Origin of the sequence: Trichocoleus sp. FACHB-90 (assembly GCF_014695505.1) — a bacterium.
GTDB classification, from domain to species: Bacteria; Cyanobacteriota; Cyanobacteriia; order Cyanobacteriales; family FACHB-T130; genus Funiculus; species Funiculus sociatus.
In genome coordinates this window covers 64,413-80,072 of record NZ_JACJOK010000052.1, presented here as the reverse complement: position 1 = coordinate 80,072, position 15,660 = coordinate 64,413, and the positions used below count along the sequence as shown (strand labels likewise).

13 protein-coding genes are annotated in these 15,660 nt (G+C 45.9%); 8 read left to right on the top strand and 5 right to left on the bottom strand.

Annotation, left to right across the window (positions count from 1 at the left end):
- The first annotated feature begins 108 nt into the window (after positions 1–108).
- The 3 genes from H6F74_RS14865 (at position 109) to H6F74_RS14855 (ending at position 3,381) form a co-directional block, all read left to right on the top strand.
- Positions 109–696, top strand: a complete 588-nt coding sequence (locus tag H6F74_RS14865; protein ID WP_190442410.1) for a DUF3038 domain-containing protein — start codon at positions 109–111, stop codon at positions 694–696.
- 26 nt (positions 697–722) lie between these two features.
- The gene (locus H6F74_RS30560) at positions 723–2,336 is read left to right on the top strand and encodes a DUF4335 domain-containing protein (protein WP_190442409.1); all 1,614 of its coding nucleotides are present in this window, start codon (positions 723–725) and stop codon (positions 2,334–2,336) included.
- 124 nt (positions 2,337–2,460) lie between these two features.
- Entirely contained in the window at positions 2,461–3,381 is a 921-nt protein-coding gene (locus H6F74_RS14855) for a tetratricopeptide repeat protein (RefSeq protein WP_190442407.1), read from the top strand.
- Between the two features lie 7 nt (positions 3,382–3,388).
- On the opposite strand, the gene H6F74_RS14850 is transcribed toward H6F74_RS14855, so the two are convergent.
- Positions 3,389–5,383: a hypothetical protein gene (locus tag H6F74_RS14850; protein ID WP_190442405.1), complete on the bottom strand. Its 1,995-nt coding sequence runs from the start codon at positions 5,381–5,383 to the stop codon at positions 3,389–3,391.
- Positions 5,384–5,451: 68 nt separating this feature from the next.
- Here H6F74_RS14850 and H6F74_RS14845 point away from each other — a divergent pair, with 68 nt between their 5' ends.
- The 4 genes from H6F74_RS14845 (at position 5,452) to H6F74_RS14830 (ending at position 11,057) form a co-directional block, all read left to right on the top strand.
- Complete coding sequence (locus H6F74_RS14845) at positions 5,452–8,718, top strand: alpha-mannosidase (protein ID WP_190442403.1); 3,267 nt, start codon at positions 5,452–5,454, stop codon at positions 8,716–8,718.
- A 45-nt stretch (positions 8,719–8,763) separates the two neighbouring features.
- On the top strand, positions 8,764–9,498 hold the full coding sequence (locus H6F74_RS14840; protein WP_190442402.1) for a DUF3800 domain-containing protein: 735 nt from the start codon (positions 8,764–8,766) through the stop codon (positions 9,496–9,498).
- Positions 9,499–9,702: 204 nt separating this feature from the next.
- The gene (locus H6F74_RS14835) at positions 9,703–10,299 is read left to right on the top strand and encodes a methyltransferase domain-containing protein (protein WP_190442399.1); all 597 of its coding nucleotides are present in this window, start codon (positions 9,703–9,705) and stop codon (positions 10,297–10,299) included.
- Between the two features lie 89 nt (positions 10,300–10,388).
- The gene (locus tag H6F74_RS14830) at positions 10,389–11,057 is read left to right on the top strand and encodes a HEAT repeat domain-containing protein (RefSeq protein ID WP_190442398.1); all 669 of its coding nucleotides are present in this window, start codon (positions 10,389–10,391) and stop codon (positions 11,055–11,057) included.
- 58 nt (positions 11,058–11,115) lie between these two features.
- Here the strand turns inward: H6F74_RS14830 and H6F74_RS14825 are convergent, their stop codons facing one another.
- A complete protein-coding gene (locus tag H6F74_RS14825) occupies positions 11,116–11,286 on the bottom strand; it encodes a hypothetical protein (protein WP_190442474.1) in 171 nt (56 codons plus the stop codon).
- Positions 11,287–11,298: 12 nt separating this feature from the next.
- Positions 11,299–11,829, bottom strand: coding sequence for a calcium-binding protein (locus H6F74_RS14820; RefSeq protein ID WP_190442396.1), 531 nt, complete (start codon positions 11,827–11,829; stop codon positions 11,299–11,301).
- Between the two features lie 202 nt (positions 11,830–12,031).
- On the opposite strand from H6F74_RS14820, the gene H6F74_RS14815 reads away from it, so the two are divergent.
- The gene (locus H6F74_RS14815; protein ID WP_190442394.1) at positions 12,032–12,592 is read left to right on the top strand and encodes a phycobiliprotein lyase; all 561 of its coding nucleotides are present in this window, start codon (positions 12,032–12,034) and stop codon (positions 12,590–12,592) included.
- Between the two features lie 103 nt (positions 12,593–12,695).
- Here the strand turns inward: H6F74_RS14815 and H6F74_RS14810 are convergent, their stop codons facing one another.
- A complete protein-coding gene (locus tag H6F74_RS14810; RefSeq protein WP_190442393.1) occupies positions 12,696–13,364 on the bottom strand; it encodes a hypothetical protein in 669 nt (222 codons plus the stop codon).
- A gap of 145 nt (positions 13,365–13,509) precedes the next feature.
- The gene (locus H6F74_RS14805; RefSeq protein WP_190442392.1) at positions 13,510–15,552 is read right to left on the bottom strand and encodes an S-layer homology domain-containing protein; all 2,043 of its coding nucleotides are present in this window, start codon (positions 15,550–15,552) and stop codon (positions 13,510–13,512) included.
- Between the last annotated feature and the right edge of the window lie 108 nt (positions 15,553–15,660).

The following is a 15,660-nucleotide window of genomic DNA, read 5'->3' as shown; positions in this document are numbered from 1 at the left end:
CCATTAGCTCTTGGCCAAGACTTGTGAAACTTCTCCAAATCGTGAGAGTCTGGTTTCAAGACTGGTAACGGTGAAGTTACAGCTAGTCTCGTCACCTACTCTAAAGATATGACCTCCATCGTGAAGACACCTGCATCAACCCCGCAGTGGGATGATTTGCCCCTTCCCCAACAGCCGAATGAAATTCAGTTGGACAACATCAAAGCTCAACTGGATTTAGTTTTATTGGCTTTGGAAGCATTGGCGAACATAGGTTCCGAGGCGATACTTCAGGCAGCAGCCGAACTGAATTTAGAGTCAATAGTGGCAGATCGGGTAGCTTTGTGGCGACTGCGACAATCTAACCCAATGCGGAAGAGCCAGGGAGGCCGGAAAAAACTAGATGTAGAGGAAGCGCGATCGCTTGTTTTGATCATCTGCCATCTTGCCAAACAACACCAAGAGCTAATCCGTCGCGCTGTTGCCCTACTCGAACAGCTAACCGAGCAAAACCGCGAACCACATCAAGCATCGTTATTAGGAGACTATCTCGATGCCTTTAGTAACACATATCAAGAACGCATGGACGAAGGAGAAAACGTATCAACTGACTCCTTAACCCACCTGGCTTTAAAACTTCTGATTGATTTACTGTTTTACAGTAGCCCTAACGGTCATCGCCGCCTCTGGTTAGCACTTTTGGATCGCGCCCGCTAACAATTAGCAATCCTTGAATTAGCAAAATGGTTTTGAGACGCTATACTCCCCCCACCTGTACGCTGGAAATAAAGGCGAAAAACTCGCCCCTGTCCCGCTGGGCAGGACAACCAGTGCTGAAGCATCTACGATTTGAGCTGAGCTTTGACGATCCGCGCCAGCCAGAAGATAAACGAGTGACAATTCAGGGCGATCGCGCTGATCTGGAAGCCTTGTATGATGGCGTTACCAGCTACGTGCAGAACTTCCTCCAGCAGTCCTCTTTCGAGCCTCCGGCGACGAAGATTCAGACAGCCGCAGCCCAAGAACAACCAGCATCAGGCGTCCCAGTTACAACACTGCAAAACCCAGATATTGTCCCCATAGGATCGTACCCTCGCACCTTAACCCCCTATTTGCAACCGAGAGGTTTACTTTCCCACGACCTATTTTTAGGGCAGATGGCAACAGAAGAAACAGGGCCAGTTGTTACCCTGAGCGTGTTGCAATTATTCGACTTAGCCACAGCCTTAGATGAATACGCGACTGAACTTGTCGCTTTGCCTAGCCTCAAGCGCCACAAGTTGCTTTCTAATCCGCCCGCTTGGACTCGGACGGCTGCAATTTTTCTGCTGGGAGTGGGTTTGACAGCAGTTATGGTAAAACTGCTGGAATCACAGAATGCAGTCGTGCAAACTGCATCCACACCCCAAGCTACACCCACAACCACCGCTCAACTGCCTAACACAGCTCAGTCGCCCCTAGTAACGCCAACGCCGTTCCAAGGAGGAGCGCCAACGCCGCCGCCATTGATTTCTGCGTCGCCCACGCCTTCCTTATCTCCCTCTCCAGGTGCGTTATCTTCTTCTCCCATAGTTGTTTCGCCGTCGCCTCTAACTCCGCCTGCCCCTCTGAGTGCGCTCCCCCCTCCCCCTAGAAACATTAGCCCCCCTTCTTTTAGTACACTTCCCCAAGCTCGAACCTCAGCCCCAGCTCCACCCCAAGAGCCACTTTTCCCACCCATAGCCCCTGGCAATCGCCAACAGCTGCCAGTCCTGAAAGCACCTCCTGAGCCAGCAGTAAAACCAACTCTTAGTCCTGATAGGTTTCAGCCTATCCCCAGTCAAAGTGGGGTGAGTGCGCCCATAGTGCCGTCGCAGACCGGCAATTCTGGGGGTGAAAGCGCTTCGGGGTCGCCAAGTAGCGCCAGCGTTCCGGTTACGCCTCCCCCACTTCCGGATCTTCCTTTACTTAATCCCGGTTCGGCATCTAGCAATGATGCTCCTGCTCAGGTGGCTACTCGCGGTGTTGCCCCACCTGCGGGAAGGCGCGAGATGGCATCAAATAATAGGTCGGCTACCAATGATGGCAGGTTATTTGACACTATTCCCCAGGTAGCGCAAATCAGAGAATACCTTCAGCAGCGCTGGAAGCCACCCGCAGATTTGAAACAAACTCTGCAATACTATCTGCAACTGAATCCGGATGGCTCAATTGAGCGCATTCGACCTTTAGGAGAAGCTTCAGTTAGGTATATTGACAACACGGGAATGCCTGCGCCTGGGAAACCGTTTGTTTCTGCTATTGAAAGCGATCGCAATGCTCAAATCCGTGTCGTTCTTAGTCCTGATGGCAAAGTGGAAACGTTTTTGGAGCCTTGAAATTTATCTTTTGTGCGATTTGGAATTTTTTCTGACCGTACCTTTTAACAAACTATGAATTTGTAGGTACATTTCTAAGAAATTTAGGGAACAATAAATCTATCAACTGGTAGATTTATTGTTCATGAACGAACAGCGCCTCGAAGCTTATCTCAAAATTATTCAAGCGCTACTCAATTGCGATCGCGGCAAAGAAAGAGAGATTTTGCAGATTAATTCCGTGCTAATCGATGCTGGGTTAATCAAGACGATGGCAGGAGTAGCCTCAATGCTTTTAGAACGGGGCGATACAGAAGCCGCCGAGTGGTTACAAAATGTTGCAGCCCCGCTGGTCGGTGAAATGGTCAACTTTTCACCAGTAGCTTCTCAAGCATATCTGAGTTTTTTAACCCAACTTTTGCAGGCAACTTCAGATAGCAATGGCGACCCGTATGTAGTGTATCCACTGCTACAAGGGAATCTGGAAAAATTGGATCGAAAATTTGCCCAAATCTTGCAGCAGTGGGCAATGGCAACTTTGCCGCAGGTAAAGTCAAAAGAAGCACCATTGTTTGCCGCCACCCTAGGTACTTTAAGTAACCTGATGGCGCAGTTCCCCTTGGGGGAAAGAGAAAGCAACTTGGAAATTGCGATCGCAGGCTACGAGATAGTTGTTAAAATTTTTACTCGCGATCATCCCCTAGAGTGGGCGACGACGCAAAACAATCTCGGCAATGCCTACCGCAACCGGAATCAGGGCGATGGCACTCTTAATTTAGAAAAAGCGATCGCTGCTTACAAAGCGGCGTTGGAAGTTTATACCCGGGATGCCTTTCCGGAAGATTGGGCGATGGTGCAAAATAATCTCGGTAATGCCTACCGCGACCGGATTCAGGGCGACAAAGCCCAAAATTTAACAATAGTGATCGCTGCCTACAAAGACGCATTACAAGTTTACACCCGCGAAGCTTTTCCCGAAAAATCGGCGACGATCCAAAATAATATGGCAGTTGCCCGCGAACATATGATAGAGAACCACCGAGAAAAGAATCTGGAAAATGGGTAGTTGAGATTTACCTTCTTCCTTTTGTCTTTCTGTTCGCCCATTGCCAAATTTTCACCACCAGATTTTCCAGCCAAAGCATCGCCGCATCTAGCCATTCCAGTAGATATTCTAAGGGGTGCTTGACATATCCAGCAGGTTGTGCATCTGCTTCTATCCAATCTGGGGTATGGGTAGCGAAGCGGTTTCCTGTGACGGGTGCGATCGCGTTTGCATTAGAGCTATTCGCGTCTAACACAGATGTTACTGGCAGTTGCCGAGTCCTGGCAACTGAGGTTTTAGATTTGCGTACAACCTCTTTTTTCTGAGTAGTTACATTAGAAGCCTTTCGATGAATTATTTCTCCAGTTGTTGCAGGTTCCGACTGCGGTAAATCATTTTGTCGGAATAGGTTACGTTTAACAACATTCCAGATAGAATCTTTAACAGAAACCTCTGTATTTTCGGCGACAGGGAGAGCCATTCTTGCCTTTGTTCCCGACAGTTGAGAAGTCTGTTGAGCGTTGTTTATTTTCTCTTTTTTAGGTGATGTTTTGCCGAATAAATCGTCCATCGTTAACCAAGGATCGGCAACATCTGCTGCTGCAAGTTTCCTACTGGGTTGACGGGAAAATAACGAAGTCCAACTGCGACCTTTTAACTGATTGATTTCCTTGTTAGAACCTGAATTAATTACTGGTGTTTCTTGACCGGATAATTTGGCGTCGCCCTTGCCAAAAAAATAGTCAATTGCTGCCCGAATTAACGCTTGAATTTTCAGACTTTGGGTATTTGTAACATCGGGAGATGTAGGTTGCTTTTGTGGCTTGTCGAATAAAGTTTGTAGACGCTGTAGGGGAAATTGATAAATTTTTTCTAATTCCAAACCGGGTTTCAAATTCGCTAAAAAGTCTTGTTGTCGCACTTCTATTTCAGCAACTGTGCGGTCAAGCTGAAAGATGAAAGATGTAGGATGAAGGGTGATATTACTTTCTTGCGGCTGTGTAGCTGGACGGCTGGGCGACTGGACGGCTATGCTGCCGAAAGTGATTTCTTGGAAGACATTAGCCGCGATCGCAACTGGCCCTCTTTGCACCCAAGCCATCAATCCCCAAAAGACGCGCACTGGTGGTAAGATATTCCTTTGGTCAGCGGGAGGCTGCAATCGCATTCGGGATCTTCTAGCTGAGGCTTGCACTAACCGCAACTGATGCCAGTAATCAGCCAATTCCCAACTGATGCGTTGTTGTAATTTTTGCTGTTGCTGATGGCTGAGAATATCCAGAATTTGATTTTCGGCTGTGACGAGTACCAAAGAACGGGTATTTAATAGTGTCGCCACTCCCTGCACTTTAATTCCGGCTGGAGATACCTCCGATGATTGTGTAGAAGTGCGGATGGATGTCTTGCTGTAGGGTAATACATCCTCACTCAGTTGAATTGTCAGCGCACAAGACTCGGAAGATTCGGCTAACCCTTCCCCTAAAAGCGGAGTAAAGAATAATTTTCCCCCCTTCTCTTTTAGAGAAGCAGGTTGGAGAGTTAAATTTTCCGGCTGCGAACTACGAGCAAGAGAGTTATTATTAAATAATTTGAATCCCCACCACGCCGCAGACACGCGATTAACAGTATCTGTCAAGAAATTGAGAAATTCATTTTTCCCACTAACTGCTAGCGGTGGATTTGAAATTTCACTTTCCCCGCCACTGAGTGCGAGTAGCACTTGCTGAATTGGCGTGTCTGCGGCGGGAGTTGTTTGGGAGGAAGAACGGTTTTTTTGGTTATCCTTATTAGAAGCGTCTAATTGGGGAAATCCTTCTGGCGCTGCTTGCTGTAACTGCTTTCCTGCTAATTGGGAAGTTTGAACTAGCAAATATACAGGATAAAGCAGAATTTGCACTCCCCAAACCGTTGCTACTTTTAAATTCCGAAAGGCGCGATCGCGTTCATCCTTCAACTTGAGGGACGCTTGAGATAGAAAATTAAATAATCGGCTTTGATAGCGACCAGTGGAAGAGGGGGACATTTTGCTAAATGCTAAAAAGCTAAGTGCTAAAAAGCTCAAAATAGTAGATGCCCTGATTCTATCTAAAAATGACCGATTCCAAGACACCTTTTATATCTCAGCCTTGCAGCCGCCAGATTTCGGAAGCGATTGAAAAGCTGTATGCGCTGACTCAGACGAATGTTAAACTCCATTGGCGTTACTGTACCGCAGATATCCCAGTTTCGGAAGCACTGGACGCTGAGTGGAATAATTGGCAAGTTGTCGAACCTAATGCTAAAGGACATATCGCTTGGAGTGGGGGAAGGCAAGTTTTATGGCTTGCTCAACAATTCTTAATTCCCCAAGATTTGTCTGGTTTCCCTTTAACGGGTTTGGCGTTACGTCTGGTGCTGACTTGGTGGGCGGATTCTGCCCAAATCTTTGTTAATGGTAAGTTGGTGCAAGAGGGAGATTTATTTGATTGTTCTACACGGGTTCTACTTAGTCCTTCTGTTACTCCGGGTGAGGTAATTACGGTTGTCTTGCGTCTGGTCAGTCCGGGACATGATGATGGGGCGTTGGTAAATTCGCTTTGCGTGTATGAATCTACTTTAGAACCGGGTTTTGTCGCTTCTGAGTTAGCTGTATTACACCGCTATTTGGAAGATGCACCAGAAAAACTTGAAATATTAGCCGCAGCTGTTTCCCAAATTGATTGGGAAGCATTACCAGATGGTCAGAAGTTTATGCGATCGCTTTCTACTCTTCGTGAAAATTTGGTAGGGATGAACCGCAGAGGCACAGAGAGCGCCGAGGGAAGAGAAGCAGTAATCTCTTTAGTTGGTCATGCTCATTTGGATTTGGCTTGGCTATGGCCTGTTGGTGAAACTTGGATTGCTGCCCAACGCACTTTTGAATCTGTTCTTGGGTTACAGCAGGAGTTTCCTAATCTGACGTTTTGCCATTCTACGCCAGCGCTTTATGCCTGGATTGAGCAGCATCGTCCTGATTTATTTTCTGCTATTCAACAACAGGTTGCTGCTGGACGTTGGGAAGTTGTCGGCGGAATGTGGGTGGAACCTGAGCTTAATTTAATTAGTGGGGAGTCGATTGTTCGTCAGTTACTTTACGGTCAACGTTACGTCCAAGAAAAATTTGGTCAGGTGAGTAAGGTCGCTTGGTTGCCAGATACTTTTGGCTTTTGTGCGACTCTGCCGCAGTTTCTTTTATCTGGCGGCATTGAATATTTTGTCACCCAGAAGTTGCGCTGGAATGACACTACAGAATTTCCCTATGGTGTTTTTTGGTGGCGATCGCCTGATGGGTCGGAGATTTTCAGTCTGATGTCTGCTCCCATTGGTGAAGGTATCGACCCGATAAAGATGTCATCCTACGCCTTTGATTGGCAAAAACAAACTAATCTGCAAGATGCTCTTTGGCTTCCTGGTGTTGGCGATCACGGCGGCGGCCCCACCCGCGATATGTTAGAAGTCCAACAGCGTTGGGAAAAGTCTCCCTTTTTCCCCCGCCTCGAATTTACCTCTACTCTCAACTATTTACAGCAAATTAGCGGTACGAAGATCCCCCCAACCCCCCTTGAAAAGGGGGGCTATATTTCCCACTTAAACAAGGGGGCTAGGGGGAATCGGTTTCCTACCTGGGAAGACGAACTTTACCTAGAATTCCATCGCGGCTGCTACACTACCCACGCTGACCAAAAGCGCTTTCTACGCCGCACGGAAGGTTTGTTGTACCAAGCCGAACTCTTCGCTTCTCTCGCAACTATCACTACAAATGCGACTTATCCCAAAGATGAGTTAGAATCCGCCTGGAAAAAAGTTCTATTCAACCAATTTCACGACATTCTGCCGGGAACTTCGATTCCTCAAGTCTTTGTGGAGGCAAACCAAGCTTGGCAGGAAGTAGAACAGGTGGGTGAGGAAATATTGGCGAAATCTTTGAGTGCGATCGCTTCTTCTATCTCTCTTCCTCCACCACCCCAACCCGACGCTTTACCTGTTATCGTCTTCAATTCCCTTAACTGGCAACGATCTCAGGTTGTTACCCTCAACTTACCAGATTCTGCACAAAGCTGGCAAATTTGTACATCGGTTGGGGAAAAAATGCCTGTTCAACTCGGTGAGGCATCAACTCTACTGTTTCTTGCCAAAAGTATACCCGGCTTGGGTTATCGCGTTTTTTGGCTATGTAAAAAGGACGATTTTTCCCTAAATCAGCAAGAAAAAGGCTATTTTAGCAGTAGCATACCGGGAGAAAATGCCACCTGTCAAGATACTGATAGTAATAACCTAAAACATTGGGTTTTAGAGAATGAACTGCTGCGGGTAATTGTGGACGGTGAGACAGGAGATTTAAGCAGCGTTTTCGACAAACTTAATCATAGAGAAGTTATAAATAAACCCGGTGGAAATCAACTACAGGCATTCAAAGATAGCGGACAATATTGGGATGCTTGGAACATAGATCCCAACTATACCCAAAATGCCTTACCTCCAACCGAGTTAAAATCTATTCAGTGGGTAGAACGAGGATTAGTGCAAACTCGTCTGCGCGTCGTGAGGCAGTTGGGTGAATCGGAATTTTGCCAAGATTACCTGCTGGAAGCTGAATCGCCAATGCTGAAAATTGTCACTACTGTAGATTGGCAAGAACGTCACGTATTAGTAAAAGCTGCTTTCCCGCTTACTGTGACGACAGATTCAGCGACATACGAAATTCCCTGCGGTACTATCGTCCGTCCCACCCAACCACAAACACCTCAAGAAAAAGCAAAATGGGAAGTCAGTGCCTTGCGTTGGGCTGACCTGGGCGACAATAACTACGGTGTCAGTTTGCTAAATGATTGTAAATACGGTTACGATGCTCAACCTTCAGAATTACGCCTAACATTATTACGCAGTTCTACTTGGCCTGACGCCGAAGCAGACCAAGGCAAGCATCAATTCACTTATGCTCTATATCCTCATTGCGGCACTTGGCAGTCAGCCCATACAGTGCGACGCGGCTATGAGCTAAATATACCTTTGCAAGCGATGGTGTTGCCATCGGTAAATCAACAAAATTCGTCTTTACCTGCTGTTGGTCTTTTAGACTTACAATCTGAAAATTTGATTTTGATGGCGTTTAAACAATCAGAAGATAATCCGCAACAATGGATTTTGCGGTGCTATGAATGCCACGGAGAAGAGGCACAAATGCAACTTCAAAGCGATTTGGGATTAGCGATATCGCATCCTGTTGATTTATTAGAGCGTCCCATTGATGGAGCCGAAGTGTTTCCCACCGGGCAATCTATCAGAATCCAGCCTTGGAAAATCGCTAGCTTTACAGTAGAGAATGGTATTCTGAGTTAAATACCTCTGTAAAGGAGAAAGTTTTTGTCTACGGAATTGCTATACATGGACGAATCTGGTGATAATGGTTTGGTGGAGGGAAGCACAGATTTTTACATATTAGCTGGAGTCTCAATTGAAACTAGATACTCAAAAGAATTTTTTTGGAAAATATTGGACTTTCGCAAGTCAATTACTAAACAATATGGCTTGAAATTTCAGGAAATAAAAGGTTCTGATATATTTTATCACCGAGGAGCTTTCTTTAATTCATTAGTAAATCCTCCAGGACTAGAAAAAATTCATAGCAATTTAGTCAAAATCCTTTGTCAATCACCTGTTGAACTATTTGCCACTGTGAAATCGAAAAAAGGATTTAGGCAACAACAATTTCAATTAACAAAAAATTCGGTCAAGCTTTTTAGTCAAGAAATTTGGAGAGAATTTCTTTCAACATACGAATCCTATTTAATCAATAAATCTCGACAGTTAAAATATCCCCAAAATGGGCTAATCTATTTTGATGACAACCCCAGTCAAAAGAAATATATCCGAGAGATAATCAGGGAACGCTCTCGGAAATACGATCTTGAGAGTGAGTTTCCAGAGGCTGGTATTGTTGAAGATGTCATTTTTCGTGATTCACAGGAGTCCTACTTTATCCAATTAGCTGACATTCTTGCTTTTACAGTTAGCCGTATTGTATGTGGGCGAGGAGAGAGCGATGTTTTTGCCATTAAACCAGAAATTGCTGATATATTAATAACCAAACTCAAAGGAAACGTGGAACTATATATTTAAAGTGAAAGGAACCCTATTTGTTAGGGTTCCCTCCATGATCTTTTGATCAATTCATTCGATTCTTGGCGCGGCCTACACTGCTGTATAAAGCAGTTCGGTCGTACATATATAAGTATAGCTCAGATTAAAGCGAGTAATACCCGCGTCAACCATACTTGGTTGTTTTTGCCTATCCTACTTACTTTCCACAATTACTTACCAATTATGCAATCAGTGACTGAATCTAATGATTGGGAAAATCGCTACCAAGAAGGAACAACTCCTTGGGATTTAGGTGAGGCAGCACCGCCTTTGGAAAGTCTCCTAAATTCGTCTCAACTTCCTGTTGGTCGTACAGTTGTTCTCGGCTGCGGTCGCGGTTATGATGCCTTGCTATTTGCTCGTTATGGATTTGAAACAATCGGGGTTGATTTGGCACCGAGTGCGATCGCATCCGCAACATCTTTGGCTAATGCCACTGGTAGCACCGCCCAATTTTTGCAACGCGATATTTTTGACTTACCAGTGGAGTTTCCCAATTATTTCGACTACATAGTTGAGCATACTTGCTTCTGTGCCATCTCCCCCGAACAGCGTCCAGCCTACGTGCAATTAGTACGCTCTTTGTTGAAGCCTAAAGGAGAATTGATTGGCTTATTTTTCACCCATAATCGTCCGGGTGGCCCTCCTTTTGCTGTAACACCCGCAGAAATTCGCCACTACTTTGAGACAGATTTTGAAATTCTTTCCTTAGAACCAGTGACAAATTCCATACCAAAACGTCAAGGCGAAGAACATTTGGGAGGCTTTCGCCTTAAGTAAAGTGTGGGTAATGGGGTGATTGCCCAACTACTTATTACCCCCTTACCATTTTTTAATATGTTAAGATTTATTAAAAAGCTTAGAATATTATGAGTCATCCCAGTTTACAAGAGATTGGCGAACAGTTAGAAAGTCCAAATTCACGCGATCGCATGATTGCTCTTGCTTCGTTGCGTCAAGTGGCACCAGACGAGGCGGTGCCTTTAATTAAAAAAGTTTTAAATGACGAAAATCTGCAAATTCGTTCAATGGCAGTATTTGCACTAGGTGTAAAACCTACCGAAGAATGCTTTCCAATTTTGGCGAAGTTGCTAGAAACAGATCCAGATTACGGTATCCGGGCTGATGCGGCTGGTGCGTTAGGTTATCTAGCCGATATCAGAGGATTTGAACCTTTGGTAAGAGCTTTCTACGAAGATACAGATTGGTTAGTGCGCTTCAGTGCTGCTGTTAGTTTAGGCAATTTAAAAGACCCCCGCGCCTTTGATGTGCTAATGCGGGCATTAGATGGCCCAGAAGTAGTATTGCAACAAGCAGCGATCGCAGCCTTGGGAGAAATCAAAGCAGTAGAATCTGTAGATAAAATTCTCCGCTTTGCTCAGTCAGAAGATTGGCTGGTTCGTCAGCGTTTAGCAGAAGCCTTGGGACACCTGAAGAGTGATAAGAGTATATCAGCTCTTAATTACTTAGAAAAAGACAGCCATCCCCAAGTTTCTGCTGCTGCCACTATTTCCCTCAAGCGCTTGGCAGAAAAGTAAAGGCGGGGGCTGGGGGCTGGGGACTAGGGACTGGGGACTGGGGGCTGGGGACTAGGGACTAGGGACTAGGGACTAGGGACTGGGTAAGAAAGAGTCCTTCCAATCCCCAATTCCCAATTCCCAATCCCCAATCCCCAATTCCCAATCCCCAATCCCCAATCCCCAATCCCCAATCCCCAATCCCCAATCCCCAATCCCCAATTCCCAATCCCCAATCCCCAATTCTCAATCCCCAATCCCTTTATCTCTTCAGCCATTGCGCGACAGTGAAGCAGCCATCTTCAGTATGGATAAACTCCACACCGCGCATCTTCACAATAGGCTGGTCGCGGTAGGATACGCAAAGCCAACCACCGATGGCAAAATCCACGCTTACCTCATTGGAGAGAATATGTTTTAAGCGTAGGATGTCGGTACCAGATTCATCCTCAATAGTGTCAAAACCATCGCCGGGAGAGTAAACGTAAATATCATTACCTCTACCGCCAAACAAGCGATCGCTATCTTTACCCCCAATTAGAGTATCATCGCCATCGCCCCCGAATAAGCGATCACGTTTTTCCCCACCCAGCAAACAATCATCTCCATCTTCTCCGAACAGGGTATCCTCACCTTCTCCACCCTGAATCAAATCATTCCCTAGACCGCCGTGGATGATATCATTACCTTCCTTCCCAACCAGCGTATCATCGCCAGCGTAACCAAAAATAACATCATCGCCTTCAGTCGCTTCGATGTAGTCATCTTTAGGGGTGCCGTGAATTCGTGACATGATGCACTTTTAACCAAAATCCGAGACTCTTAACCTTTTTATAAACTAGAGGCTACGCGGCAGCACTCTCTCTGGCGACTGGTAAATAAACCTACCCATAAACAGGTGTAACTAAGCGGAAGTTAAAATCCCGATTAAGGATTGAAACAATTAAGATATTCAAAGTGCTGTTAACAAAGTATTAGACTTCAGAGTTTGATTCATGGATATTCAAGAATTTTTCCAGAAAAGTGCTGGCAAATGGTTTTCTCAGCGTACCAGTCACCATTTGGCTTTCAAACAAGCAGAAAGCGGCAAGTCAGATATCAAGATTGAAATGGTAACAGCAGACGATCCAGAAGTGATTAAGCTTTGCCAGCAATATGAAGTTGATCCTGCCTTAGCTTGGGGTGGCGCTCGTGTTACTTGGGATGGAACAATGGAATGGGATAAGGAAAAACATACTGGAACAACCGTTCTCGTTCCGATTGCTGACCCGGATAAGCCGAATGAAGGTAAGTTGCTGCGCGACATGGGCTATGCGGAGAAAGCATCTGTTGCTGGTCGCTACATCATGGGCAGCGATGAAGCGATGACGTTAATTACAGAGTATGAAACTATGTACTCTGAAGAACGCATTTGGTTTGCTAGTCCTAATTTGCGGTTAAGAAGTAGTATTTTAAAGCGATTTGGTGGCTTTTCTATGGCTACTTTTTGTTCGGAAATTCGCATGGGTGGCACGCAGCCAAAGCCAGAAGAAACGGATGCGGCTGTTAGTCAGTAGTCAATTGTTCGTAGCTAATAGCTAATTGCTATTTTCGTGAAGGCGAGATACCCGACTTCTCTAAGAAGTCGGGTATCTGAAGCTCAACATATGCTATCAACAATTAGCCATTTTTATCACTTTTTGAAGCGTCATCTTCATCGTTGTGAGCGACAGCTTTCAACTTCTGGTAAAAATCAGAATCATCTGTCTGGGGAATGAATTGGTGAATCGGACGTTTACCAACACTCCAGCGCGTCCAATCGGCTTGGCGGACAATACGGGTGTCCGGACGACGAGCAAGACCCGCCGTGATACCTTCAGTTGCAGCCTCAGCGAGGTTGGGTGTTTCTGCTGGCGGCATTTCGGTGACACCTACCGGAATTTTTACCTCGCCAGATGCGGTTAACGCGATCGCATCCTGTGGCGGGGTAGAATCGCTATAAATCGCTTCTTCTATCGCCGCATTATCAGAGGCTATTGACGATACAGCATCGACTGGTTCCAGCAAATTGTGAGGAAAATTGCGCGAAATTAGTCGCTCAAAATCATGATTAAAGTGATATAATGCCCGCCCACGCCTAGTCCAAGCACTTAAAATTTGTTCCACAGAAACCGCTTTGTAACGTCCCTGATAAAGTGCCTCAATTACAGCAAAACGCACCCAACTGGCGGCATAGTTTTGCAGCCACCGGGTAACTAATTCCTCTGGCTTGTAACCCCCCAGTTCAAAACAATAGTGAACAAGCAAAGCTACGACGTAGACCGCAGCTGAGTCTTGGGTAGATGTCATCAGAAGTTAAAATAGCAGACCAGAAACAATGTTAGCGGTCATTGGTTATGTGCTAGGGAAGAGTTATCAAGGAAGGAAAGTTGAAACGTTGTCAGGTTCTAACAACTTTCCCACCTTTAAACCTTAACAAACAACAAACAACTGACTAAACAGACAGTCGTCCAGTGGCGACCAATGCTTGATAAACCATAGCAGCTGCTTCGGCCCGTGTGGCTTCGCGGTTTGGGTTAAGTTGTGCTGGTGAAGGATAATTGACAATTATGCCTCTTTGCGTAGCAGCAGCAACAGCGGGACGGGCGTATGCTGGTATCTCATTTCGATCTTCGTACCTTTCTAAGAGTTTTTCATCCCCCGATGGGAAACCTAAGCCACTTACTAAGGAGACAATTACCCCAATTCGTAAAACTTGCTGCTGGGGACGAAAAGTTTGATCAGGAAATCCAGTAATGAAACCGCTGCTGTAGGCTTGTTGAATTGCACCCTGCGCCCAGAAATCAACGGGGATATCTTTGAATTGTATAGGTGGACGTTTGGGAGTGGGGTTAAAGGCTTTAATTAGTAAAGCAGCAAATCCAGCGCGATTGAGTTTGTCGTCTGGTTTGAAGGTGCCATTAGTAAAGCCACTGATTAAGTTTTGAGTAGCTAATGGGCGAATGTAAGTTTCTCCCCAGTGTCCTTGAATGTCGCTGAAGGTGGGGAGGGTAGCGTCGGGGTTGACGATGTAGGGACTTGAGATTGCCTGAACTTCCCCGGTTGCCACTAATGCCTGATATATTAAAGCTGCGACTTCAGCTCTAGTTATATCCCGCATCGGTTGCAGTAGACTGGTTTGGGGATAATTCACAATTATGCGCCGCGTGGTGGCAGTTGCTACTGCGTCTGTGGCATAGCTAGGAATTTGAGCGCGATCGCTATATACTCCCAATACGCTAGGATTGCCGCCAGTAAGTGACAAGCCAGAAACTAGAGATGCGATCGCTTGCACTCGTGTTAAATTTTGTCCCGGTCGAAATGTACCATCAGGGAAGCCCGAAATAAAGCCCATTCCTGCTGCTTTGCGAATAGCATCTTTTGCCCAAAAATTATCAGGAACATCGGTAAATATTCCAGATCCCGGACGTGGCGGTAAATTAAAAGTCTTGGCAATTATCGCCGCATATTGGGCGCGAGTAATTGGCGCTTCCGGCTTGAACGTACCATCCGGAAAACCACTAATCAAATTTTTCGCAACCAAAGCCTTGATAAAAGCTTCCGCCCAATGACCAGAAACATCCCTAAACTGGGCAGGGCCAAGTATAAAACTAGAACCAGTCGCCTGAGTCGTCACAAAATCGATTCCTCCCCGTACCCGCGCCGGATTCAGGAGATTTCCCGCAGAAACGATGGTAAAACGGGTATTATTTTGCAAATCTGCTTCCCCGTTATCCCGGATAATATTGCCAGCAGGGTCTTGACGACTGCCTAACTGTGGTTTAGCTTCCTCAGCAGCAATTAACCCTGCTTGCGTATTCTTCTCAATCAAATTATTACGCAACACAGGTTTAGCGTTACCAGACAGAGAAATCCCCACCCTATTCGCAGAAACTTTGTTATCTGTAAGCAGAGGAGCCGCCTTATCTGCAATTACAATACCGTAACCAGTATTTTGAGCCACATTTCGCCGCACTTCCCCCTTAGCATTGCGTAACACAGAAACACCACTGGCAGAATTTTGACTAAAAACATTATCCAAAATTAGCGGTTTAGCTGTGCCAGTCACAAACACGCCATCGCGACTGCAAAGAGTGAAAGTATTATTAGCCAGCGTTGGCGATGTTGATTCTATCCAAACCCCGACTCCCTTAGCGGCGCGATTTGTCACCGTTACCCCCCGCAATTGGGCATTTGTTTCCAGACGCAGGGCGATATTTTGGGAACCAAAGCTAGGACTGATAAATTCCCCGCTACCATCAATTTGAACGCCCTTGCCTTTGGTTGATTCATTTCCCACCACCGTCACCCCAGAGGGGATAACTAGGGGAAAAATTTCGCCACTAGCAGCGTTGTAAGTTCCAGCAGCCAGTTGAATTGTGCTTCCGGCTTCAGCTTGTCTTATGGCACGGGTGAGGGTTTTGTGTGGTGTAGATGAGTTTCCGGCGTTAGTATCTTTTCCAGTAACTGGGTTGACATAAAGCATTAGTTGAACCATATAGTAGAGAGTTTAGTGATTGGGAATGGGGAATTGGGAATGGGGAATTGGGAATGAGGAATTGGGAATTGGCAACTATTCTCCCCAATCCCACACAAAGGGGAATAG

Bases quoted from the DNA above. Each gene is read 5' to 3' on its own strand.
- H6F74_RS14865 (WP_190442410.1), top strand. From the start codon at position 109: ATGACCTCCATCGTGAAGACACCTGCATCAACCCCGCAGTGGGATGAT.
- H6F74_RS30560 (WP_190442409.1), top strand. From the start codon at position 723: ATGGTTTTGAGACGCTATACTCCCCCCACCTGTACGCTGGAAATAAAG.
- H6F74_RS14855 (WP_190442407.1), top strand. From the start codon at position 2,461: ATGAACGAACAGCGCCTCGAAGCTTATCTCAAAATTATTCAAGCGCTA.
- H6F74_RS14850 (WP_190442405.1), bottom strand. From the start codon at position 5,383: ATGTCCCCCTCTTCCACTGGTCGCTATCAAAGCCGATTATTTAATTTT.
- H6F74_RS14845 (WP_190442403.1), top strand. From the start codon at position 5,452: ATGACCGATTCCAAGACACCTTTTATATCTCAGCCTTGCAGCCGCCAG.
- H6F74_RS14840 (WP_190442402.1), top strand. From the start codon at position 8,764: ATGGACGAATCTGGTGATAATGGTTTGGTGGAGGGAAGCACAGATTTT.
- H6F74_RS14835 (WP_190442399.1), top strand. From the start codon at position 9,703: ATGCAATCAGTGACTGAATCTAATGATTGGGAAAATCGCTACCAAGAA.
- H6F74_RS14830 (WP_190442398.1), top strand. From the start codon at position 10,389: ATGAGTCATCCCAGTTTACAAGAGATTGGCGAACAGTTAGAAAGTCCA.
- H6F74_RS14820 (WP_190442396.1), bottom strand. From the start codon at position 11,829: ATGTCACGAATTCACGGCACCCCTAAAGATGACTACATCGAAGCGACT.
- H6F74_RS14815 (WP_190442394.1), top strand. From the start codon at position 12,032: ATGGATATTCAAGAATTTTTCCAGAAAAGTGCTGGCAAATGGTTTTCT.
- H6F74_RS14810 (WP_190442393.1), bottom strand. From the start codon at position 13,364: ATGACATCTACCCAAGACTCAGCTGCGGTCTACGTCGTAGCTTTGCTT.
- H6F74_RS14805 (WP_190442392.1), bottom strand. From the start codon at position 15,552: ATGGTTCAACTAATGCTTTATGTCAACCCAGTTACTGGAAAAGATACT.